This is a genomic window from Ruficoccus amylovorans (assembly GCF_014230085.1).
GTDB lineage: Bacteria > Verrucomicrobiota > Verrucomicrobiia > Opitutales > Cerasicoccaceae > Ruficoccus > Ruficoccus amylovorans.
Map to the genome: position 1 here is coordinate 390,170 of NZ_JACHVB010000035.1, position 24,051 is coordinate 414,220.

The window sequence follows — 24,051 nt, forward strand, 5'->3', positions numbered from 1 at the left end:
GGACCGATGCCCCTTCTCCCCCGCAGCAGTTAGCCGGAGGGAGTCATCAAAAGTGGTTTTGGCATCAATCGGGCGGGGTGCCCTATGATCGCTCCAGGTTCTTTTCGATTTCCTCCAGAGAGAGGCCCTTGGTTTCGGGAACCTTAAAGATGACCCAGAGCAGTTGCAGGATCATCATGAAGCAGAAAAACAGGAAGATGAAGCCGGGGCGGATGTTGGCCACCATGAGCGGGAAAACCATGGTCAGCGCAGCGGCGAAAAACCAGTGTGTGAAGCTCCCCAGCGTCTGTCCTGCGGCGCGGTAGCGGTTTGGGAATATTTCCGAGATCAAGACCCAGATGACGGTTCCCTGGCCGATGGCGTGCGCTGCGATGAAGGCGAAGATGCACAGCGGGACGATTTTATAGTTCTCCGAGAAGAACGCCCACGAGCAGATCGACAGCGAGGCGATGTAGCCAAAGCAGCCGAGGTAGAGCAGGGTCCGCCGCCCCAGGCGGTCGATCAGCCGGATACCGAGGAAGGTGAAAATAAGGTTGATGACGCCGATGCCGATCGACTGGAAAAGCGCGGTATGCGCGCCCAGCCCGGTCATCTCGAAGATGCGGGGTGCGAAATAGAGAATAGCGTTGATGCCCGATAGCTGGTTAAAAAAGGCCACCAGAAAGGCCAGGCTGATGGGCGAGAGCAACTGCCGGGAGAAAAACTTCGAGGTCAGCAGCGGCGTATGCGCCAGGGCGGAGATTTCATCGACCTTGGCCTCCAGCTCTTCGCGGCTGAGCCCGGGCTGGGTCAGTTGGAAGGTCCGGAGGGCGCCGGCCCGGTCTCCGCGTTTCCCTGCCAGCCAGCGCGGACTCTCCGGCAGCGTGAAGCACAGCGCGGTGAACAGCAGGGCCGGAAAGACTTCCACGCCCATCATCCAGCGCCAGTCATCGGCGCCGGTGCCGCCAATCAGGGCGTTGGATATGTAGGCGATCAGAATCCCGCCCACGATATTGAACTGGAAAAGTCCGGTCAACCGCCCGCGTTTATCCGCCGGGGCGATTTCACTGATGTAAAGGGGGGCGGCGACGGTGGAAATCCCCACACCGACCCCGCCGATGAAGCGGGCCACCATGAAGGTGACGGGGTCCATCGCCAGGGCGGAGCCGATGGCCGAAACCACATAGAGGATGCCGATGCCCAGCAGGGTATTGCGGCGTCCGTAGCGGTCCGTCGGCCAGTAGCCCATGAGCGATCCGAGCACTGTGCCCCACAGAGCCATGCTCATCGCCAGGCCGTGCGAGGCGGAGCTCAGACTCCAAATCTTCTGGATGCTCTGCTCTGCGCCGGATATGACAACTGTGTCGAATCCGAAAAGAAAACCGCCAAGTGAGGCGACGAGTGAGAAATGCAACAAGGCGTTTCCGGGCTTGGTCATAGGGGCAATGGGTAGGACTTGACTGAGTGGGCGACTAACCTCAACTATCCGCTAAATCGTTTTTTGAAAATGATTGCATGACAACACTAAATATTGTCAGATTTAAAAATACTGACATGACAAGTTTTGAGGCTGATAGCACGGTTGCGGCCAATGGTTCCGCGCCACGACCAAATGCGCTTTCCAAGTATGAAGTTATTTATCAAGAGCTTCAGAATAAGATATTATCTGGCACCTACGCCGTTGGCGACCGGCTTCCCAGCGAATCGGCGCTGGTCCGTATGTATGGCGTATCTCGGCCTACGGCTGCCAAGGCCTTGCAGGAACTTGTCGTTTCAGGATTGATCGAACGCAAGGCCGGTTCGGGCTCATTTGTCAGTGACAAGAAGCGGACGAAAGCGAGCGAGCGCACAGTCCCCCAACTCGGGCTTCTGATGCCCGGGCTGGAGAATACCGAGATCTTCGAAATGATCAGCGGGCAGTTGGCCAGTTTGGCTAGAAACAGGGACTACACGCTGGTCTGGGGAGGGCTTCATGGCAGCTACGGCAAGCTGAATAATCCAGAGCCTGAAAATACCTTTAAGCTGTGCCGCCAATTGATCGAGCGCAAGGTCAACGGGGTCTTTTTCGCACCGTTCGAGTGTTCGAAATCGAAGGAGGAGATTAACCGGAAAGTGCTCGATGAGCTCTCGCAGGCGGGCATAACTGTCGTGCTGCTCGACCGCGACGTCCATGCGTTTCCCCGGCGCAGTAACTGGGATCTCGTCGGCATCGACAACCTGGCCGCCGGTTACATGATGGCCGACCACCTGCTGAAGCTCGGGTGCCGCAAGTTGTGTTTCTTTACCCGGCCCTATGCCGCGCCGACGGTGGATGCGCGCATCGCAGGGATTCGCGAGGCCCTCCTGCGCCACGGGGTGCGTCCGGAGGCGAAGTGGGTCATCGAAGGGAACCCGGAGGACCCCGCCGTCATCGCCGACATGATGGCCGGTAACCGCTGGGATGCCTGCATCTGCGGTAATGACAGGACGGCCGCCCAGGTCCTGCAAAGCCTGATGCGCCGGGGGGTCCGGGTGCCGGGAGATATTCGCCTGGCGGGCTTCGACGACGTTAAGTACGCGACGCTGATTGCCGTCCCGTTGACGACGGTTTACCAGCCGTGTGATGAAATCGCGACACTGGCCTTCGAGGCCATGTTGCGGCGGATGGATAATCCACTGGCCCCGGCCTGCTCCTTTGTTGCGACTCCGCGCCTGGTGGTAAGAGAGTCCTGCGGGACTTATACCGCCACGGACCGTGGCCCCGCCTGAGCGGGTACGGGCCGGGGGCGCTTTGCGGTTTACCAGATGGGTTGCAGTTCCCAGACGTCCACAGACGGAAACTCGCACTCGCCCTGATCGGCGAAGAGCCGAATGCCGGCGCTGAGCTGAGGCAGGACACAGAAGGCCATCTGCCGGTATCCCTCGTTGGCGAATATTTCCACGGAGGTGCGGTCCACGAGTATCTTCAGGCGGATGAGTCCGTCCGGCATAAGGGGGAGGGGAGCTTCCCGGCCAAAGGCGACGAGCGTCTGCTCCCGCAGGTTGTAGGAAATACGCTGGCCGAATATCTCCACCCCGGCCTCGGTGGCACTGCCGGGCTTCAGAGTGAGGTCAACTTCCAGCAGGTCGCCGGCGATGCCTTGCAGGGTCTGGGTGTCCTGCTGGAGCGTTATATCCCGCCATTGGTGATGCTCACCGCGCAGGTTCTCCAGTTCTTTGATCGGATAAATATACAGGCGGGGGCCGTCTTCGGTTGTTCGCAAGGTGAGTTCGCGCGGGACCGTCATCTGTTGGTTAAAAGGCATACCGGGATATTTGAACTCTCCCCTGCCCATCCACGATAGCTGAATGGTGCGGCCATCCGGCGTGTGGTTGAAATTCTGGGCGGCATAGTCGTTGGCTCCGTAAACGGCCTCGAACGGTCCGCTTTTCAGGCTGAATTCACGCCCGTCGAAAGTGCCGATAGAGTAGCGTCCGGAGCCTTCCCAGACGATCCAGTAGGGCTGTGTCGGATCGCCGTCGAGCGGGAGTTGGAAAAGCTCAGGGCACTCGTGACCGTCGGGGATGATGAGTTCGCTTTCCAGCGTCCAGTCCTTCAGGTTGTCCGAGCTGAGTATCGCGAAGGCCGGTTTGGCCAGATAGAGGATCATGACCCATTTGCCCGATTCCTCGTGCCAGAAAACCTTTGGGTCACGGTTGTTTCCCCGGATGTTTTTGACCACGGGATTACCGGCGTATTTGGTAAAAGTGCGTCCGCGGTCATTGGAGTAGGCGAGGCTCTGAGAGCGCCGCTGCCCTTTGGACCATGCATGCCCCTGCACGGCGGGGGCCGAGGTGTAGATCGCTACGAGCGGCGGCTCGTCGCCCGTCTGGAAACCGGCCGTGTTGTGTTCGTCGATGACGGCGGAGCCCGAAAAAATATGCCCCAGTTCGTCCGGGTGCAGGGCGGTCGGCAATTCCTGCCAGTGGACGAGGTCAGTGCTCACGGCGTGGCCCCAGTGTTTCGAGGTGCTGTCGATACCGAAAGGTCCGTGTTGATAGAACAGGTGGTACTCCCCGTCCTGGTAAACCAGTCCGTTGGGGTCGTTCAGGCGACCCATCTTGGTGGTGAAGTGGAACTGCGGGCGGTATTTTTCCCGGTAGATGCTAGCTTCATCGGGAAAGCTGTCCGCTTGCCTGAGCACCTCAAGGTCCCCCTGCTGCCCCGTCGGCAACTCGATGGTCAGGGTCTTGCCGACGAACGCGCTGACGTCGGCGGGCATCCAGAATAGCGGATTTTCTGCGTCGAACTCGACGTTGAAATCCCGGACCTTTTCACCATCGACGCGGAACTGCATCCACTCCCGCTTTGCCTCCGGGTTGACAGGCAAGAGCAGGTAGGGGTGGGTGATTTCAATGTCTCTTGTGTCGGCGCTGAAGCCGGTCAGGGGGAGCATCAAGGCGAGGCCGAGCAGTTTATGAGCAGTCATCAGAAAGAGGGCAGAGGTGGTCTGAAAGGAGGGTGGAGGCTGTCAGGGGATAATTGTGCAAGCTCTGGCGGGCTTACTCGGACTGGTCACTGTCCAGAAGCAAGGAGTGGTCAATCGTGGCGGGCGACATCTGCCAGGCATCGAGCGAGAGGAGCGTGGCGCTGCCCCCGGCGGCGAAGACCGCGATATCGAGATCCTCCAGCGGAGCGTAATGTATCCGCGATTCGAATACACGGCCATCGTCGGTACAGGCATCGAGGATACCCTTGTCGAGAAAGATGCGGAAGGTGACCTCCCGGGTGTCGGGATCGATCTCGTATTCGCAGGGGTATTCTTCCAGTTCGCGCTGGACAATGATCCGTCCGTCCTTCCACATGACCGGAATGAAGCGGCTGCCGTCATCGCTGCGGCGGACCTGGAGACCGAAGGAGTCGGCATCACCCGCGCGGAATCTGGCCATGATTTCCACGGTGTCTCCCCGCAGTCCCTCGATGACTTCCACCTCGTCGTTCAGCGTTACCGGCGTGTGGAGCGAGAACGGGCTGTGCCGCAGCTTCTCCAGGCTGGCGGGCGGAGACATGCGGGGCTTCAGATCCTCTCCGATGGACAGCACGCGGGGCATGGCAAGGGCGCCGGTCCAGCCACGGTCTTTTTTCTGCCCCCGGGTAACGCCGAGCAGGATCGTTTGCCCCTGGTCGTCTTTGTAGAGCGTCGAGGCGTAAAAGCGTGTGTCGTGGTTGAGATAGCCCTCCGAGCGGGGGGTGAAGCTGGCACTGTCCGGATCGAAGTCGCCGATCCGGTAGCGCACCGGCGAGTGCGGGGAGGCCAGGTAAAGCCAGTGGCCGTCTACCTCGAAAAAGTTCGGGCACTCGGCACTGTCTTCGTCGATATTGCCCCGGTATTCCCACTCGGTCAGGTCGTCGTTGACGGCCTCATAGACGGGGATGGTGCGGTCGGTCAGGACAAGGAAGCGGCGGTCTCCGGCGCTGAACGGAAAGGCGTCCTTGATGTTGCGGGTAAGGTCTCCCTGCGGTACGAGACCTTGAGGAGAGGCGGGAGTGGTGGTCCATGTGATCCAGTCTTCGTCTTCGGGCCGGGCGATCCAGATGCGTCGGGGGATGTCGGGCAGATAGGGGACCATCGTTGTGAACTGGGCCGGTTGTCCATGCTTGTCCTGAGCCATGTTGCCGGAGAATACGCTAAGCTCGCCGTTCTCGTACAGTGGGCGAATCGCCAGCGGCAAAGTTTCCCAGTTGACGAGGTCCCTGCTGCGGGCATGGCCCCAGTGGACGTTGGTGGCCGAGCCATGCCCGACGAACACCATGTGCTGGTAAAACAGATGGTGGTAGCCGTCCGACCAGGCGGGGCCGTTGGGGTCGTTCATGCGCTGGGACGGGGGCGCGTAGTGGTAGGTCGGGCGGTAGGGGTCGGATGCCGCCAGCGCCTGATTACGGCGGATCGCATTGAGGGCGTCTTGGCGGACCTGGGTAATGGCGGCCTCGACCGAGCCTGATGGGCTGTCGTGGTTTGCCTTTGGGGTGTTGCTGAGCGAGATACTATCGACCAGCACGTAGTTGACGGGCTCTTCCCCGGTGGTGAGATCATGGATGCCGAGGGCTGCTGTTTGCCCTTCAAATTCGCTCACATCCCAGGTCTTCCATTCCAGCGAATCATTGCCCGTGCCCGACGAGGTGCGGACGATGCGTCCGTCGATCCAGAGCGAGAGAGCGGTGCGGAAGGCTTGGTCTCCGCCGCCGATAAGGAAGTTGAGGTAGGGCCGGGAAATGATAAAGGGAGGGGACAGGAGGGAGCCGGTCTCGTTGCTGCCGTCGGCGGGCTGGGACTTGGCGAGGGATTTGCCTTCGTAGCCGGAGATGCTGTCGCTGGCAGCGGGAGTGTAGGGACCGGCGGAGAATGCCTTGCCGGAGGCGGACCAGGGGTGGTAATCCGGTTGCTCGAAGTCGGCAATGACGATGTCGCTCTTGTCATCTGCCGGGAGCGCGAATGTCGTGAGCTCGCTGTCGTCATTGCTGAGGACAAAGTTGTCCGCCGCGATGTGCCCCCAGCGTCCGGTTTTCCGGTCCGCGAGCCGTAGGCGGGCGGTTTTCCCCTGAAGGTTTTTCAAGTCCCACGCCACGGGCTCCAGGGATTTTTGACTGGGGCCTGCGGCGGTGCGTACGACCTGACCGTCCACGATCAACTCGACACAGGTCTCGTCGGGATGATTCCCGCCTCCGATGAGGAAGTGCAGCCAGCGGCGATCGATAGTAAATTCCGGTGACGTGAGCGTGCCCGTAGCGCTGTCTCCGCTGAACTCAAGCCGGGACATGGCCAGTTTGTTTCCGGAGCGGTTGAGGTATAGTTTGGTCGGTGCCTGGGGGCCGGGCGCAAAGGCTTCTCCCTCGATCTCCCAACTGCCGTAGTCGCTGCCCTCGAAATCATCGAGAGCGTGGTCCTGTGCTCCGGGTGACTGGATGATACTCAGGGTGAGGCCAAGAAAAGCAGGTAGTATTTTCATCGATTGAACAGGGGTAATGAAAGGCGGCGGGTGTTTCAACCCGCCGCCCAGTATCTGTAAGAACTTTAGTTACGAATGTTCTGGCGGCGGTGGAACGCGACGCACAAGAGGACGGCCAGGCCGAGCAACAGGGCGTTGGTCCGAATTTCCGGGACCGCGGTCAGCTCAAGGTTGATTTCACCGTCTTCATAGGTGAAGACGCCTTGCATGCTCTCATTGGAAATCGTCCAGCCAGAGACGTCAATGGCTTCATCCAGGCCGGATATGATACCCGTGTAAATCCCGACCTGTATGCCCGAGCCTTCGAGCACGATCATCTGGTTCAGGTCGAAGCTCCAGGTACCCCCGGTTCTGTTCAGGGTGGAGCTTTCGCCTGCTCCCGAGAGAACGAACTTAAGCATGGAGCCGGCGTCCATCTGGAGATCTTCGCCGATATTGAGCGCGGTCTGCGCGTTGCTGCCATCGCCGGCCAGGAGGGTGGCTCCGTCTTCGACGGTCACCGCGCGGTCGATATCACCCGTGCCGCCAAGTGTGGCTCCGGATTCGACGGTGATGCTCCCGCCGGTGGCGCCGTACTGGCCGTTGATCAGCAGCATGCCTTCGGAGATCAAGGTCGTGCCCTTGTAGGTGTTGTCGGTGCCGGCGAGAACGACCGTGCCCTGTCCGACTTTGACGACGCCGTCGTTCCCGTCGGTACCGGCTCCGATCAGGTTTCCGCTGAATGTGACTTTGCCGCCTTCGACCGCGACCAGTTCCAGGGTACGGCCCCGGGTCGAGTGGTTGCCCAGTGTGATGTTACCGGTGTACTCCGAGGTGTCCGCCGTGTTGCCACCGATGTAGGCGCGGCTGGGGGTTGCGTTGGTGTTATCCCCGACGACGAAGTTGTTGTTAATGGTCAAAGCGCCTTCGGTCAGGACTCCGGCGTCGGCGCTGGGCCCCGTGTTGTTGTTGCGGGCGAACTCGACTGCGGCCAGACCGAGCGCGTTATTGTGGCGGAGGATCAGCTTCGAGCGCTGGTTGAGGACATCCCCTGTGAAGGTGTTGTTCCCGCTGAGGATGATCGTCATGTTATAGGTACCGGTGTCGAGCGAACGGCTGCCAGTGCCCGAGATATTACCGTTGAGCGTGATCGTCCGGGCGGGGGAGGAGGATGAGGCGTTTCCCATGCCCAGCCAGCTTCTAGCCGTGCCCAGATCGATGTCACCATTGATGGTAATGTCGCCCTCCGTCGCCCAGATCTGGAAGTTGCTGGCACTGCCGGAGTAGATGATATTGTTATTGATCGTCTGGAGGTTCGACGAGTTGTTCTGAAGCCAGACATAGTTGCCGGAACTGGCACCGTTGATGGTGATGTCGTTGCCGCTGATTTCGAAGGCCCCGGCCGAACTGCCAAAGGTCATTTTAGCGATAGACCAGTCAGTATCGACGTTCGGAGTGAGTCTGTTTGTTCCTTCGAAGCTGATGTCTGCCGTACCGTCGTTCGCGGGGGCGCTGCCTGACCAGTTGCCGGCATCAGACCAGTTATTATTGCTGCCTTCGCCGGACCAGGTTTGTGCCTGGGCCGACAATGAGAGGAGCATTAGTGAGAGTGAGCCAAGGCCAGAAACCTTGAGGATGTTTGGGGGGACGAGCTTTTTCATGGTTCTGCTAGAGTTTGTGTATTCGACTGGATTTGCCCTGTCGGGGAGCACGTCTATCCAGTCATCTCAAGTAGCAACCATCGAGGAAAAATGATTTAGCAAATGCTCATTCCTGATAGATCAGATTTACTTACATGTAAGGCATCGTCTGGAGCTCTGGCAGCCGCTCGTCGGCGCGGGACTATCGAGCCAGCTCCAGATTTTCTCCACGGTACAGGTAAAGCCTGCTGGACTCGTCTCCCGCGAGAATATTCAGTCCCCCGCCGAGCGGCGTGGCCACTGCGCCGGACTCATGAGCGCCGCCGGGCTGAATCAGTTCGCCGGTTATTTTGTGTCTGAAGGGGACGGGAAATGCAAAGACAGGTTGCTCGTTCGTACCGGTGTTTTTCATAAACAGCACCGTCCCCGGAGCCTTCTCCCCCAGGGCGGCGAAGGGGTAGCCAGTTTCGGGGTTGGGGATGGCGTTCCGGCGCGAGGTGCCGATGATGAGGTCAAGCACGCCGTCTCCGTCCCAATCGGCCAGGTCCAGCTTGCACCGGCCGGATGCGCCGCCGGGCATCCCGCTGACGGTGATCGGGCTGCCGTCCTCAAGCGTGAGGATACCGGCGTCTTCGACATTGTAATCGTCGATCCGGGTGTAGAGGTGGAGTGTGTCCTTATCGTCGGGCAGGATGAGAATGGTCCTGTCGCCAACATGGGCCAATGCCGGGCGTGCACGCCAGACCCCGTGCAAGGGAATTCCGTCGCAGTAGAGCGGATGGGCGGGGGCCAGAGCCGGTTCGGTGGGCGTACCTTTGTTCAGGTAGACGTTGTAGTCGCCGGTGATGTCGCCGGTTACGATGTCGGGAAGGCCGTCGCGATTCCAGTCGAACGCGTTCGGGGAAATATATCCCCAGTGCGCCTCCTGAAGGCCCTGGACGCTGCCGGAGTATCCGGCTTCGACATGCAGGAGGCGTCCGTCGGCCAGGCGGAGATAGCTGCTCTCGGTGAATGCGGGCTCGTCGTTGGTGCCCGTGTTTTTGTGAAAAACGATAAGTCCTTCGGAGACACCGACGAGGATGTCGAGCTTGCCGTCGCCGTCCCAGTCGATTACGGAAGGAGTCGGAAGTGCGCCAGAAACGAGGTCGGCGTTTTTTTGCAGAACTTTGGTCGGCGCTTTATAGATGGGGGCTCCGGCGGGGGTGAAGCGTCCGGTAAAGGCGTAGTAATTCAAGGTGCCTTCACCCGAGACCATGATGTCCGCCCAGGCGCCCTGCTCGTTCGGATAGGTGAGGGCGCGTCCGCTGGTGGCGGTGTCGCGCAGGGCATTACCGTCTTCACCGGCGATGAGGAGCTTCTCTTTGAACCGGATGGGTGCGTCGTAGTCGCCGGTGTTCGCGCTGGGGTAGTAGTAGAGATTACCCAGGCGTGAGGCGGAAACGAAGTCGCGTGACAACTCCGGCTGCACGTCAACTGGGCTGCTGCCGCCGATACGGAAATAGACTTCCCGCTGGCTGGGAGTGGCCTGCTGGCTGTCGAGGACATCAGCACGGTCGAGATCGACGGATGAGAGCCGCACGGCATGGAAGTAGCGATAGGGGCGTTGCCCGGTCCAGGAACCTTTGTCGTCGTAGGGACGCCATTCCTCGGTCCAGCGCTTGCTGCTGTCTCCGGGCGGGGTGTCGTCGGCCAGGTCGAAAAGGATGTCCACGGTGTCGTCGTCGTTGGGGATGACGGAGAGCGACTGTGGGCCTTTGGGCAGCTTGAGCTTGCTCAGCGGGAGCCGGTCTTGTTCGTCAAAGGAAAGCCTGTTTTCGTTAAAGACGGTGTGGAGAATCTCTTTGTCGAGAATCCAGTAGGCGTGAACCTCGCCATCGGGCGTTTGGAAAATGGTACCTTTCTGTGTGGCCGGAGTCGTGATCAACTGAGGAGCGGAAAAGATCGGTGTGCCGTCATCCTGCTCGCCGGCGTATTTAAAATACGAGAGGTTTTTCGGGCCGCCGGTCCCGCTCATGAAGAGGTCGGGGCGGTTCGCCGTGCTCAGGTACACCGCGCCAACGGGGGAGCTGTTGGTGTTGTGAAGGTTTAGCATCCCGAGCCCGGAGGGAGCCGCGGACTTGAGGGGCTGCGTATCATCGCCGGGTAGGCTACCGGCTGTGGCGGGCAGGCAGGCGCTTAAGAGAAAGGCAAAAGAGAGTGTGCGGATGCTCGTGTTCATGATGTATAAAGTCAGTGCGGTAAGAATTTTTTCGTGAGACCTATCCTTATTGAACAGTTGAGGCGCTTGTTCTCTTTACGGGAAAGCGCGCGTCTTGTTCTCTGAGTGTCTGCATGAGTTCGTCAGTCATTGCAGTTGCGAGCTTGCGGTTACTGGAGGCAAGGTTTCTGGATTCGCCGGGATTGTCTTTCAGATTGTAGAGCTCCACACTGTCGTCCTCGTAAAAGTATACCAATTTCATGTCACCCTTGCGGATGGCTGAGCATGGGCGGGTACCTACGTGCTGGGGGTGATAAAAAGGGAAATGCCAGATGAGGGCGGCGCGTTCGGGAAGTGGGGCCGCATTGTCTTCCAGCAAAGGAAAAAACGAACGCCCGTCGCAGGCTGAGTCGGGGGTTGCTATGCCGGCAGCATCGCAGAAGGTCGCGAACAGATCCGTACCCGTTATTACCTCCTCGCTGACGCTGTCGGCGGGAATGTGACCCGGCCAGCGCACCATCAAGGGGACGCGCAGCCCGCCTTCATAAAGGGTCCATTTACTTCCTCGAAGATGACCGTTGTCGGCGTAAAGGGGCATGCCGCCATTATCCACGGTAAAGACGAGCATCGTGTCGTCGGCCAGTCCGAGCGCGTCCAACTCGTTCATGACACGTCCGATCAAGTGGTCCATCGTATCGATAAATGCCGCGTACTTGATGGCTTCTTTGTCGTAAGGCAGTCCCAACTGTTCCGCTTTCTGGCGATATTTTTCAAAAAGCCATTCGCAGCGGGTACTTACCGGTGTGTGCACATAGTACTGCCCCAGAAAAAGAAAAAAACGTTCGTTTCTATGGCGGGCCATGAAATCGAGTGCCTTGTCGGTGAGGGAATCCGGTTCGTATGTGCCGTCTGCAAAATCTCCATAGGCTTCTGTGCGTTTTTGGGTCTTTGAATAGCCATAGGGATGGCTGCCTCGGTCTTCGTCGGTTTCCTGAAAATGATGAGCGGCTGGGCCATGAGTAGGCCCATAGCCCAGGTATTGAGGATTTTCGGGTATCTTATGTTCGGAAAGATGCCATTTTCCAAAGTACCCAGTGACGAAGCCTGCCTCGCTAAATGCCTCACCCATCGTATAGGAATCCAGCGGGAGGTTCCTTGGATAAGGCGGTTCGACCAAAGGGGTGTTTTCGGGGTGCGTTGCGGTACGGGCCTGGACGACGAACTCAAAGCCAAGTCGGGCCGGGGTTTGACCGGTCAGTATGGATGCGCGCGAGGCTGAGCAGATCGGTGCCGGAGCATAGGCTTGGGTAAAGCGCATACTTTGGGATGCCAGGCGATTCAGGTTCGGCGTTTCGGCGAAGCTGCCACCATAGGTATTGATATCTGCGTAGCCCAGGTCATCGACCAGGATGAAGACAATATTCCTGGGAGTCGTATGTTCGTCCGATGCGAAGAGACTTCCGGCTGCGAAAAGACTAAATGCGGCTAAGGCATGACGACAAAATAGCGATGCACTTTTCATGGTTTAAAGTGTAAAAAAAACGTGGTCATGAAGCCTGCCTTAAAGCAGTTAACAGGTTTTAATTCCTTGTCTTTTCAGTCGGCTGAAGAAGGGGGGAATTGTTGATGAAGGATTTTGCGAATTGCTTCGATTTCTTCGTGTTTGTCAGGGTCGTTAATCAGATTCCGAGTTTCTGTAAGCCGTGAATCGTAGTCGTAAAATTCAGCGTCGATCAGCATGCCGTTTTCCCACTCCCGCCATTCGGTGTAGCGATGACGGGATGTGCGGACCGTGTAGCCCATGGCTGTGGGCGATGCCTTAGCTTTGAGATAGGCGGGCCGGGGATGCTGAGAGAACGCCGCCCGTTCTATTGGTTGTTCGGGGTTTTTGAGTAAAGGAACCAGGCTCTGACCTTCCAGATCGCTTGGCAGAGGCAGACCGCCCAATTGCACGAGTGTCGGATATATGTCCAGCAGTTCAACTGGCGTCGTGCATTTGTCTCCGTGCGCATAGCCGTTTTCTGGTACCGCGATTATGAGGGGCGCTCGGGTATCGAGTTCAAAGTTTGAGGTTTTACACCAAAGCGCCTGTTCGCCCAGATGAAATCCATGATCTGACCAGAAGACGACAATGGTGTTATCCGCAAGCCCCAGGGCCTCCAGTTCGTCAAGGACTTTTCCGACTTGGGCGTCGAGATAGCTGATTGCCGCGTAGTAGCCGTGGCGGAGTTCAAGTGCCGTTGCATCGTCGGGCAGAGGGGCATTGTCTCCAAGTAATTCCCGGCTGTTGTGCCAGGCTATCTGTGGCGCGTCTTGCGGCCATTCGCCTGGGGACGGAAGACCAATGTCGGCCGGATCATACAGATCCCAGTATTTCCTGGGAGCGTTAAAAGGCAAGTGAGGCTTCCAGAAGCCAACGGCGAGAAAGAATGGTTGTGCCTCAGCCTTGAGTTCACGTAAGCGGGTAATGGCCAACTGCGCGATTCTACCGTCGAAGTAAGCTTCATCGGGCACATCAAGTTTCTCGACTTTTATGTTCCTGTTAAACTCCCGGACAGGCTGCCCGTTGACAATGGCTATATCCTCATAATGAGAATTTACGTGCATGACTTGCGGTTGGCTCCAGGACAACGGATCTTCGCTGGCTCGCCCGTGATTATGGTAAATCTTTCCAATGCCTATTGCGGTATAGCCGTGTTCCTTAAACCATTGCGGCAGGGTTTTGATATCTGGAAGCTTATCCCGAAAATGGGATGAGAGATTCCAGACCTGCGTGGTGTCAGGCCGCATCCCGGTCATTAAGGATGCTCGGGAAGGGTTGCAGAGTGCCTGCTGGGCATAGGCATTTGTGAATAAAACTCCTCGCCGTGACAAGGCATCCAGGTTGGGCGTTTTTACCACGTCATTTCCGTAACAGCCTAAATCATTGCGGAGGTCATCCGTGGCGATGAAGAGGATGTTTGGACGCTCCGGCGGCGGGGTGGCCGTGGCTGGATACGTGCAGGCTGACAGGATCGTAACAAGCAGCACTGCCCGGTTCGCTCTTTGTTTAGAGAACATTGAGTTGTCTATGTTGTCCAGGAGGGGAGACCTCAGGCTAATAAACGAGGTCGCGGAAGTTTTTGACGCGGTGGAAGGTGATGATGTTTGTCTCGTGGGCGCTCTTGGCCTCGGCATCTCCGCTGCGCGAAAGGATGACGAGATCCTCGCCGTCGATATCCATGCTGGCATAGTGCCTGGCCTGGCTTGGGTCGTCGGTCATGGCGACAAGCCCCGCGAAACACCAGTCGACGAGGTTTTTTGAAAAATACAGCACCATGCGATGGCGTTCGTTATTGGGCAGGCTGTACCGCTCCGGCGGGAGAAGTTCGGCGCGGGTCATGGAGTCGGTGGATTGCGAGCCGAGCAGCCAGTAAAGCTTGGTCTGCTCGTCGTAGAGGAGGTGGAAGCGCATGTGGCCGCCGGGGACGGGCACGAAGAGCATGGACTTGCCGGAGGGGACTTTTTCCAGGCTCATTTCCATGCTGCCGTCGGGCAACTCGGTCACTTTGGTCAGGCAAGCCAGATTCGTTCCCCCGGTGTGGGAGCGGCTGAGGATGTGGAAGGTCTTGCCCATCGGGTCGTACCAGTAATGCGCCGGGTCGGTGATCTGCACGACGTTGGGCTCGACCCAGCCCGGAGGCGACATGGAGTGCCCGCCGCCGACCGGATGACGGTCCGGGTAGTCGTAGGCAAAAAAAGGAACGCCGAAGTAGTCGGTGTCGGGGTTGTTCTCACGCAGGCCGTCGATGAGGTCCGCGAAGACAAGCATGCTCGACTGCGTCCATGCCTCGGGCTTGGTCAGGTCGTCGCCCTCGCGGGCTCTCAGAAGGACGAGACCCTTTTCCGCCGGGGCCCATGCATTGAGGTCGCGGGCTTTTTCAGTGCCCCGTTCGAAGGCGAGATAGATGTTGCCATTGGCGTACCAGACGTTGGCGGGGGTCTGGTTCCAGGTGTCCTCGGAGTCGGAGAGGAGACTGGCCGCGCCCCAGCTTTCGCCGTCATCGTCGGAGCGGAAGATCGCCAACCCCCGCCCCGTGGCCAGATAGTACAGACTGTCTCCAGCCCGGAACAGCCGTCCTTGCAGGCGGGGGAGGCGGGCACGCTCCTGCCAGGTCGCGCCACCGTCGTCCGAGGTCAGCATCACTTCCTCCTTGGTGCCGCCCTTGTTACGGTCGAAAAACGTGTAGGCGGCGACGAGTCGGCCAGAGTCCAGCCGCAGTATCGTCGGGGAGTAGAGGGGAATCTTCTGGGGGTCGGGGGACCGCCCCACCACAACGAAGTCCTGGGCCAGCGGGCGAATCGGTGACCCGGTTGGTTCGCTCCAGAGGATGCCGGTCGACATCAGCAGGCAGGCGAGAGTCAGCGTCCTGATGGTTGACAATAATGGACCTGGAAAGAACAGGGGCATGGGAGTGAGGGGTGTGGCGCCCCCCTCCGTGGATGGGTGGGGGGCGCCGGTGACGATGTGGTCGCAGTAGTATCTTTTGGATCGAAGGTTTAAGGTTAAGGCCGCTGGTCTGCCGGATCGGGGAAGTAGTAGAAGAAACCGTCCTCGGCTCCGATCATGAGCTGCTGCTTGCCGTCGCCGTTCCAGTCGCCCATGCCGGGAGTCGTGCTGTGGCCGGCGAGCCGGCGGGTGGAGATCGGGCCCTGGTCTTCGAAGACCCATTCGCCCTCGGTCTCGGAGACGTTCTTGAGGAAGTTCACGTTGACACTGTTGACGAGCAGGTCGAGCTTTCCGTCGCCGTCCCAGTCGGTCATGATGTAGGTCCTGCGTCCGCTGCGTCCGGCTTCGCCGTCGTTGAGGCGCAGGAGGCCGTTCTCTTCCCCGGTGGGCTTGTGCTTGGAGTCGAAGCTGGAAAGGCCGCGCATCTTGAAGACCCGTTCGCCGGGAAGCACGCGGATGTTGCCGTCCTCATCGACGCTCTGGCGGTAGAGCGCGAGATAGCCCTCCGTGTCCACGGTGACGAGCGAGGGGCGTTCTTCGCCCGGCAAGTGCACGATCAACGGCGTGCAGCGCCACTGGACGACCAACTCGTCATCTTCGGGATCCCACCAGTTCCAGGCCGGTTTTTGCGGAGGGGTGTCACCCCAGTTGACACGCACGGGCATGGCTTCGGAGAGGCGGGGGAGCCCGTCCGGTCCGTTGCCGAGGTTTTTAAACCAGTAAATGTTGCCGGTGATCGTACTGACCATGATGTCGGGTTTTCCATCGCCGTCCCAGTCGCCGGTGGAGAGGTTGGTGTAGCCCCATTTGTATTCGGCGGGGCCCTGGATAGAACCGTTGGGACCGGCGATGAAGCGGATCGGCTCGCCTTCGGATTCGAGCAGGACGGGCTCGGCCCAGCGGGTCGGATCGCCGCCGAGGTTTTTAATAAAGCCAATCTCTCCGGCGGCGTTGCCGGTGATGATGTCTTCGCGTCCATCGTCGTCGAAATCAACGAGGGAAGGCGTCGTGAGCACGCCGAACATCACCTCGTCGGCCTGCTGGCGCAGCATGCGCGGGGGAAGGAACTCGGGCATGCCGTCAACGATGTTGCCCGTGTTTTCAAGCACGGCAACGAGGCCATCTTCCTGAGCAACGACGAGGTCGGTCAGGCCGTTGCCGTTCCAGTCGTAGCCCACGACCACGATCATGCACAAGGGCAGGGTAATGAGTTCTCCCTGATAACGCAGGCGCTTGCCCCGGGCGAACTTGGGCTGGTCGGCGGTACCGATATTCTCGAAGAAAGTCAGGCCATCGACAAACTCGCCGCAAATGAGGTGCTGTTTACCATCCTGGAGGAAGTCCGCGAAGACCGGGGAGGGCATCCCGTAAACGTCGAGCGGCACATCGTCGACCATCAGGCGCTCGGGGGCGGCGTAGCTGGGCTTGTCGTTCGTGCCCTCGTTGCGCAGCAGATAGACGTAACCGTGGAGAGGGCCGTTGGTCCAGCGGCCATTTTCGTCGTAAGCGTTGTCCCAGCCGTAGTCGGTCCAATCACCGACCCCGACAATGAGGTCCATGACGCCGTTTTTATCGTAATCGACGTAGCTCCATTGCTTCCCGCGGACGCGCCCGCTGGTCTGGTGGATGTCTTTCTCGTCTATACCGATATCAAGCTTTTGGGACTTTTTCGTGCCGCTCTTGAGAAAATCGGGGTACTCGACGCCCGCGCCCAGCACGCGCATGCTCCCGTCCGGCATGTAGGAGGGGGTGATGTCGTTGCGGCCGGGACCGATGTAAACAGCTTTCTTAAAAACATCCGCTCCGGTTTGCGGGTCTTTCTTTCCGGTGTTCTCAAAAAAATAAGTGCCCCGGTAGGGCGAGGCTCCACTGACGAGGACCAGGTCGGTCAGGCCGTTCCCGTTTACATCGTAAGGAAAGGGCCAGCCCCACAAGCCAACCCCGAGGTCGGCCAACTGGCCTTCTTCGGCATTGTAGGGGAGGCGTTGAAGCGGGCTGTCAGCCTCGGGCATTTCTGCGGCACTGGCCTGGGGGAGGGCCAGGCCGAGCAGGCCGATAGCCGGGGCCAGCCGTTTGAGTTTTGCTAAATCGATCATGATCTGAATAAGGAGTTAAGGCGATGGACGAAATTTACCAGTTGTCAGTGCGAAAAGGTTCGGCCGGGAGCCGGGCAGCGTTTTGCAGAGTGGGTGCCGGGACGGGGTCGTTGGCCCAGGCGTAGCGGACGGCAACGGGTTCGGGAACCATACCGGAAGACACGACGACGGTGTCGTTTTCAATGACGGCCTGGGCCGGGTAGAACTGCCGGTTTTCGCCCGCGATGAAGAAGCCGGTCAACGGCTCGTCGCCGCTGTTGAGCCCCTCGGCGTGATCGAAGCTGAGCACCACCCTGGCCCCTTCGGTCTTGGCCCCGCGCAAGCGCGGCCCCTGGGCGCTTAGGTCGTAGCCGTACTGGTCGCGCAGGGCGAGCAGTGCCAGTCGCCGGCCGACCTCCTGCTTGTTGCGGGGGTGGATGTCGTTCGAGGTGCCGATGTCAATGGCGACGGCCATGCCGGTGTTAGGAAGGTCCAGCGCCGCCGCTTGCGCTTCGCGCAGGTAGGCCCAGGCTTCTCCGGTGGGATCGGATTTGCGGATACAGTTTGCCAGTTGGACGAAGTAGAAAGGCATCTGTTCGTTTTGAAAAGTCTCGCGCCATTGCCCGATCATGGTGGTGAAGAGTTCGGCGTACTCGCTCTCGTGCCCCTGGTTGCTCTCACCCTGGTACCAGAGAACCCCGGCGACAGTGTAAGGGACCAGCGGTGCGACCATACCGTTAAAAATACTGGAGGGCTCCCAGCGGCTGCCGGGGCCTTCGGGTTCGCGCGGGGCGCGTTTGGTGTACTTTTTTCCGCTCTGGATGGCCTGGTCGCGTTCGCTTTTCCACTGGGCGTAGCTCTCGTTGTACTCGCTCATGGCGGCCGGGTAGTCCTTCAGGCGCTCCTGCCAGCGTTCTTCGATTTGGCCGATAGAGGAGACCTGCGAAATGGCTTCGGCGGAGATCCACGACTCGATCTGGGTGCCGCCCCAGGTACTGTTGATGATGCCGACGGGGACGCCGAGTTGCTCGCGCAGCGTGCGCGCAAAGAAGTACCCCACCGCGGTGAATTCACCGACCGTATCCGGCGAACAAACGACCCACTCGCCGACGACATCCTTCTGCGGGTCGGAGGCGGCGGTGCGGGGCGGTTTGAACTGGCGGATGGCGGGAAAGTTCGCGCTGGCCATTTCCTGACTGGCGTTGTTGCTCAGGCGCACCCGCCACTCCATATTGGACTGCCCGGAGCAGAGCCAGACCTCGCCGACCAGAATGTCTTTGACCGCGAGGGTATTCTTCCCCTTTACCGTGAGGGTTTGCGGTTCGAAAGAGGCCTCCATGGGCGCGAGCGAAACGCTCCAGTCCCCTTGGGCATCCGTCTGCGTTTTCAGCGACTGCTGGCCGAATGAGACTTCGACAGCTTCGTCCGGGTCGGCTTGTCCCCAGACGACCACGGGAGCGTTTTGTTGAAAAACAGCCCCATCGCGGAAAAGGGGGGCCAGCGTCACGTCAGCATGAGCGGACGGTGCGGCAGACACAGCCAGAAAAAGGGCCAGGCTGCCGAGCAGTCTGGTCGGAGTGGGAGGTTGGGGTGAGGACGGGGGTGTCATAAGGCGCATGGTGTCGTTTTGGAAGACGGTGCGTTGCGTGTTTCAAGTAAAACGTTATTTCTTGAAGGCCTAGGATTACTATGCGGATGGCCGGGGGCAGTTAATCCCAGGAAAGATCCTGACGGTCGTAGTAGAAGATCAGGCCTTCCTGGTCGCCCACGATCAGGTTGGGGCCGTCGGTGGAGGCCGAGCCGATACGTGTGGCTGCCGGGCTGCAGGCATGCTGTGCGAGCGTGATGGGTTCGCCCCGGAACTTCATGAAGGTCGGGCGGGCGAAGCGTGGTTGCTCGTTGGTGCCGAGATTTTTGAGGAAAAGGACAGAAGCGCCGGGGAGCTTGCGCTGCTGCAAAGGGCCGTCGGGACTGTCGTACATCAGACCGTGGCGCGGCGTGCCGACCAGGAGATCGAGCTTTCCGTCGCCATCCCAGTCCACGAGGTTGAGCTTGATGCGACCGGTGCCGCCAGCCTCAATCATGGCTCCCTTGATCGGTGTGTCCGTGTCGTCAAAAACCAGTTTTCCGCCGTCGCGCAGGTTATGGGCGTCAATCTGCCAAGCGGCGTGAAGCTCGTCCTGATCGTCGAGATAGAGGTAGAGAACCTCATCACCGATGCGGGCCACGGCGGGCTGCACCCGCCAGGTCCCGTGAAGCGGCAGGCCGTCGCAGTAAAGCGTCTGGGGCTTGCCGAAGACGGGCTCAGTCGGCGTGCCGGTATTGGGATACACTTCATGAACGGCGGTGGCGCTGCTGGTTACGATGTCGAGCAGCCCGTTTCCGTTCCAGTCGAAGAGCCTCGGGCAGGCGTAGCCCCAGCGGTGTTCTTGTGGTCCCTGGACGCCGACGTAGCCTTGCTGGATGAAGATCGGCTCGCCGTCGGCCTCGATTTCGACTCCGGCATCGAAGAGCGGGGCCTCGTTTGTACCGTGGTTGGTGAAAAGAAGGATCTTGCCCTCGGAGTTTCCTGCCAGAATGTCGTCTGCACCGTCGCCGTTGAGGTCTCCGGTGCTCAACACTGGCAGCGCGCCCGGGAAAAGGTTGGCCCCGGCGATAAGGACTGGCCTGGGCGCGGCGTAAACGGGCGCTCCGTTTTGCTCGCGCCGTCCTGTCAGCTCATGATAGTAGAGCGCACCTTCGCCGCCCGCGATGAGGTTCCCGGTATTCACCCCGGAGGGGTAGGTGATGGGGCTGGCATTGATGAGCGGATGGCGCACGATGATCCCGGTCTCATCGACCGCGTATTTGCGCGGCGGTGTTGCTTCCCCGGTTTTTCCGGCGGAGTAGTACTGGAAATTTCCCATGCGCGTGCCACCGATCCAGCCCTCTAGCGGGGCGGGGCCAGTCGGAGCCGGAAAGGCCGTCAGCCCGGTGAAGGCGAAAAGCCCTTCGGCGTCCAGCCCCTCAAGTGCCCTGAGTCCTTCCAGATCGTCCGCATCCGGGCGGGCGAGAGTACCGGCCCACAATCCATCGTAGCCGATACCGCCCCGGAAGATCAGGCCACCGTCGTAGGGGCGGTATTCCTTATCCCGCCAATGGAGCTTGTCGGGGGTGGAGCGGTCAGTGCCGTCATAGACGGCCAGCAGGACGGAGAGCGAACCGTCCGTATTGGTGTGGACGGCGATCTTGCGCGGCGCGCGCGGGAGGCCCTCAAGGGCGAGCGGTGGGGCGTCCTGCGTGAAGGTGTTCGTCGTCGGGTCGAAGCGCGTCCGGCGAATCTTCATTCCGTCGATCCAGAAGCCGTACACGGTGCCCTGCTCGTCTTGCCAAATGGTGCCGTCGGCGAGCGTTTTACCCCCGGCAGGGAAGGGCACCGTCGTGTGTGGGGCGAAGACCGGGGTGTCGTTTTCGCTGCCCTGATAGCGCAGCAGGTAAAACATGGGGCGGAGGCTGTGGCGTCCGGTTGCGACGAACAGATCGGGCAGCTCGCCACCGGTAATGCGGGCGTAGCCGACGGGTACGGTGCCCAGCCCGAGGGAGAGGGGGCCCGTTTCCGTCTCATTGGCGACCTTGATCGGGACTCCGCTGCTCAACGCGGAACAGGTGGCGTGTTGGCCGATGGCGAGTAGAGAGGCAAAGATCAGTGTACGTGGTAGGGACATAGGGTGTTGGGCATGAGGGGTGATAGAAGGCAGTGCGTATGGGCACAGGGGATGATAGTTAACAGTGGTTAACGGGGAGGCGCTAGCGATTTCACGGCTTTTTGATTTCGAGATTCTTCTGGCTGTATAAGAAAACCTGCCCGCCCTCGTCAGCGGTCAGGAGACTATAGTCGCCATCGCCCATCGTTGTCAGGACGGCACCTTTCTCATGGCTTCCGCCCGGTTGGATGACGCCGATCTCGCGATGGACAAAGGGTAGAGGAGAGGCAAACACTGGCTGTTGCTCTGTGCCGGTGTTTTTCATGAACAGAGGCGTGCCGAGGGTACGCAGGCCGAGCGCAGGCATCGGCCAGCCGCTGTTTTTGTCGGGGATGGCGGAGCGGCGTCCCGTGCCGATGACCAGGTCCAGAAGTCCGTCGTCGTCGGCATCGAAAAAGGAAAGCTTACAGCGTCCGGTGCCTCCGGCGGGATCGTAACTGGTGTTGATGAATTGACCGTCGGGGAGGCGGAGTTTTCCGCCGTCTTGCACATTGTAGTCGTCGATGCGCCAGTAGAGATGGAACTGGTCGTCGTCATCGATGATAACCATCGCCGTGCGTCCGTCCATCTGCCCGACCGCCGCCTGGCAACGCCAGGTCCCGTGGAGGGGGATTCCGTAGCAGTAGATGGGTTTGGCCGCGTCCAGCCGGGGCTCCTGCGGGGTACCGCGATTGAGGTAAACGGTGTATTCCCCGGTAATGTCGCCCATGATGATGTCGAGCAGTCCGTCGCCGTTCCAGTCAACCACCGTGGGGGAGTTGTAGCCCCAGCGCGCTTCCTTGGTCCCCTGGACACTGCCTGAGTAACCGGCCTGGATGTGGATGTCTTCGCCCGCGGCCTGGACGCGCGTGCCGGGGAGGAAGGCGGGTTGCTCATCGGTCCCGACATTCTGGAAAAAAAGCACGTAGCCGGTGGAATTTCCACAGATGAAATCCTGAACGCCGTCGCCGTTCCAGTCGCAGATGCTGAAGGAGGGAAGAGCGCCAGCGTAGAGGTTGGCATTTTCCTGAAGGACCGGGGTGGCGTCGTCAAACATCGGGTCTCCCTCGGCCGAAGTGCCGATATGCTTGTAAAACGTGAGCGCGCTTTCTCCCCCCGAGATGAGGTCGCTGTCGTGCGTGTCCGGCTCCGCCTTCGGATAGGCCAGTGGCGAAGAGTTTACACTCGTGTGGCGGAGGATGACGCCGTTTTTGTCCACCGCGTAGCCGTGCCTTTTGATTTCGATACCATTTGAGGCTGTGTTCCGGTAGTAAGGAAACTCGCCCATCCGCGTTCCGCCGATGATGTTCCGCTGGTGACCCTGGCCGAAGTTGGCGATGCTGAGTTGGGCAAATCCAAAGAAGACATCCTTTTTGTTCGGGGAAAGCTGCTGGAGACCGGTTGTCGATTGCGCGTCGATGGAGGGCAGGTGGGTGGACGCCAGATAGCGGAACCGGAAAGGCTCGGTGCTGGTACCGTCCGCGTCGTAGGGGCGCCAGTCGGGGGACGAGGCATTCGACTCGGGGTGTTTACGTTTGCCGGAGTCGCCCGTGAGTTCAAGAACGACTTCGAAAGAGCCGTCCGGGTTGGGCACGACACACAGCCCGGCCGGGCTGGAAGGCAGATTGGGCAGGGAGATCGTGCGCGGATCGGAGAATGACAGGCTTTTCTTATCGAAAACCGAGTGGCGGATTTCGCTTTTTGCCGGCCAGAAGGCGTGGATCTGTCCGTCATCCGTCTGAAAAATGCAGCCTCGGGAATTGACCGGGCCGCTGATCTCGACCGGTTCGGCGAAGACGGGCACCCCATCCTCCGTGTCGTAGAGCCACTCGCACAGATAGAGCCCGGAGGTTTTGCTTCGGCCGAGGACAAAGATGTCCGGACGGTCCCCGCCATAAACATCGGCATATCCCATCGGGATGTTTGAAAGAAAGGGCAGGGCGAGCGGGCCGAGCCCATCGGGAGCGCCGGACTTTAATGGGAGGGTATCGTTGGCCGGGGTGCTCAAACTGCCTCCCAGCAGAAGGGCCAGAAGGCAGAGGAACGTTTTACGTGCGGTCATTGATTTTCCTGGAGTGGGCGACACGGACGGCATGCGTGTGGTGATTTATTCTGTGGGGTAAGTGGATCTGCTGTTGACTGGCTAAAAGCGCCGCATCTGCAAGTGGTGTTTACCCTTTCTATCGGGACGAGTAAGCGGGCGCTGAAATCGATATCCGCTTTGCGCATGAACGGGCCTTATTCCAGTCCGCGGAAACGCATTTCGTCAACCTGGTCGGCGAACTCGTCGGGCGTCATGGTCTTGATGCTGCCATCGGCCATCAGGACGTTTATCTTCCCGTCGTGCGGGAAGTCCAGCTTGACGGTGGAGTTGGCATCCTTGCCAATATCGTCTGATACCTCGCGCCAGAAATGGCTGTAGTTTGTGTTGTTTCCGGCAGTGGTGATCTTACCGGTGTAAACCAGCGGAGTCGTGGGCGGGCTGACGATGGTGTTGAGATAACGCTTGGCCTGGCGGTTCATGCCAAGTTCACCGCTGCTGTCAGGGCCAAACATGGCGGCACTGGCGGCGTAGGTGACACGCAGGTAATCCGGGCCGCTGTGGCCGAGGGGGCCGACCGTTACCGGCGAGACGTAGATGCGGTTTTCCCAGTTGCTCATGTTTGGGCCGCGCCGTTCGAGCGGGAGATAGACCTGCATGTCCGGATCACGGGTCCAGCGTACGTAGCCACCTGGTGTGGCCGGGTAGGGGAACTGGCCGCCGTGCTCGCTCACATGCATCATGAGGGCTCCGCTGATGGCGCGCAGGTTATTACTGCACTTGACGAGATCCCCAGAGCGGCGGACAGACTGGGAGACCGGGATCAGGATGGCAGCGAGGATCCCGATGACGGCGATGACGGCGAGCAGTTCGATGAGCGAAAAGCCGTGCGTGTTTCCTGCACGACGCTTTTGCAGATTTGAGAAACGGAATTGGGGTAAGAGGGCTGACATGGATTGAGAC

General features: G+C 59.8%; 14 protein-coding genes. 1 reads left to right on the forward strand and 13 read right to left on the reverse strand.

The window, feature by feature from the left end; genetic code table 11:
- Positions 1–82: 82 nt before the first annotated feature.
- A complete protein-coding gene (locus H5P28_RS13275; protein ID WP_185676190.1) occupies positions 83–1,417 on the reverse strand; it encodes a sugar porter family MFS transporter in 1,335 nt (444 codons plus the stop codon).
- A gap of 116 nt (positions 1,418–1,533) precedes the next feature.
- Between H5P28_RS13275 and H5P28_RS13280 the strand changes: the two genes are divergently transcribed.
- Complete coding sequence (locus tag H5P28_RS13280) at positions 1,534–2,727, forward strand: GntR family transcriptional regulator (protein ID WP_185676191.1); 1,194 nt, start codon at positions 1,534–1,536, stop codon at positions 2,725–2,727.
- A gap of 29 nt (positions 2,728–2,756) precedes the next feature.
- Here H5P28_RS13280 and H5P28_RS13285 read toward each other — a convergent pair whose 3' ends face one another.
- The 12 genes from H5P28_RS13285 to H5P28_RS13340 form a co-directional block, all read right to left on the reverse strand.
- Entirely contained in the window at positions 2,757–4,427 is a 1,671-nt protein-coding gene (locus tag H5P28_RS13285; RefSeq protein ID WP_185676192.1) for a glycoside hydrolase family 32 protein, read from the reverse strand.
- A gap of 73 nt (positions 4,428–4,500) precedes the next feature.
- Entirely contained in the window at positions 4,501–6,945 is a 2,445-nt protein-coding gene (locus tag H5P28_RS13290; RefSeq protein WP_185676193.1) for a glycoside hydrolase family 32 protein, read from the reverse strand.
- Between the two features lie 65 nt (positions 6,946–7,010).
- On the reverse strand, positions 7,011–8,585 hold the full coding sequence (locus tag H5P28_RS13295; protein ID WP_185676194.1) for an autotransporter-associated beta strand repeat-containing protein: 1,575 nt from the start codon (positions 8,583–8,585) through the stop codon (positions 7,011–7,013).
- Positions 8,586–8,766: 181 nt separating this feature from the next.
- Complete coding sequence (locus H5P28_RS13300; protein WP_185676195.1) at positions 8,767–10,782, reverse strand: FG-GAP repeat domain-containing protein; 2,016 nt, start codon at positions 10,780–10,782, stop codon at positions 8,767–8,769.
- 46 nt (positions 10,783–10,828) lie between these two features.
- Positions 10,829–12,283 carry a sulfatase gene (locus H5P28_RS13305; RefSeq protein ID WP_185676196.1) on the reverse strand — a complete coding sequence of 485 codons (1,455 nt, stop codon included), beginning with the start codon at positions 12,281–12,283 and terminating at the stop codon, positions 10,829–10,831.
- Between the two features lie 74 nt (positions 12,284–12,357).
- Positions 12,358–13,821 carry a sulfatase gene (locus tag H5P28_RS13310; protein ID WP_185676197.1) on the reverse strand — a complete coding sequence of 488 codons (1,464 nt, stop codon included), beginning with the start codon at positions 13,819–13,821 and terminating at the stop codon, positions 12,358–12,360.
- Positions 13,822–13,858: 37 nt separating this feature from the next.
- Positions 13,859–15,184, reverse strand: a complete 1,326-nt coding sequence (locus H5P28_RS13315; RefSeq protein ID WP_185676198.1) for a sialidase family protein — start codon at positions 15,182–15,184, stop codon at positions 13,859–13,861.
- 122 nt (positions 15,185–15,306) lie between these two features.
- Entirely contained in the window at positions 15,307–17,346 is a 2,040-nt protein-coding gene (locus H5P28_RS13320; protein WP_221773424.1) for an FG-GAP repeat domain-containing protein, read from the reverse strand.
- 34 nt (positions 17,347–17,380) lie between these two features.
- A complete protein-coding gene (locus H5P28_RS13325) occupies positions 17,381–18,862 on the reverse strand; it encodes a sialate O-acetylesterase (protein ID WP_221773425.1) in 1,482 nt (493 codons plus the stop codon).
- 172 nt (positions 18,863–19,034) lie between these two features.
- Positions 19,035–21,029, reverse strand: a complete 1,995-nt coding sequence (locus H5P28_RS13330; protein ID WP_185676200.1) for an FG-GAP repeat domain-containing protein — start codon at positions 21,027–21,029, stop codon at positions 19,035–19,037.
- A gap of 91 nt (positions 21,030–21,120) precedes the next feature.
- Positions 21,121–23,109 (reverse strand): FG-GAP repeat domain-containing protein, encoded by a 1,989-nt coding sequence (locus H5P28_RS13335; protein WP_185676201.1) that lies wholly within the window; start codon positions 23,107–23,109, stop codon positions 21,121–21,123.
- A 176-nt stretch (positions 23,110–23,285) separates the two neighbouring features.
- On the reverse strand, positions 23,286–24,041 hold the full coding sequence (locus H5P28_RS13340; protein WP_185676202.1) for a type II secretion system protein: 756 nt from the start codon (positions 24,039–24,041) through the stop codon (positions 23,286–23,288).
- Positions 24,042–24,051 lie beyond the last annotated feature (10 nt).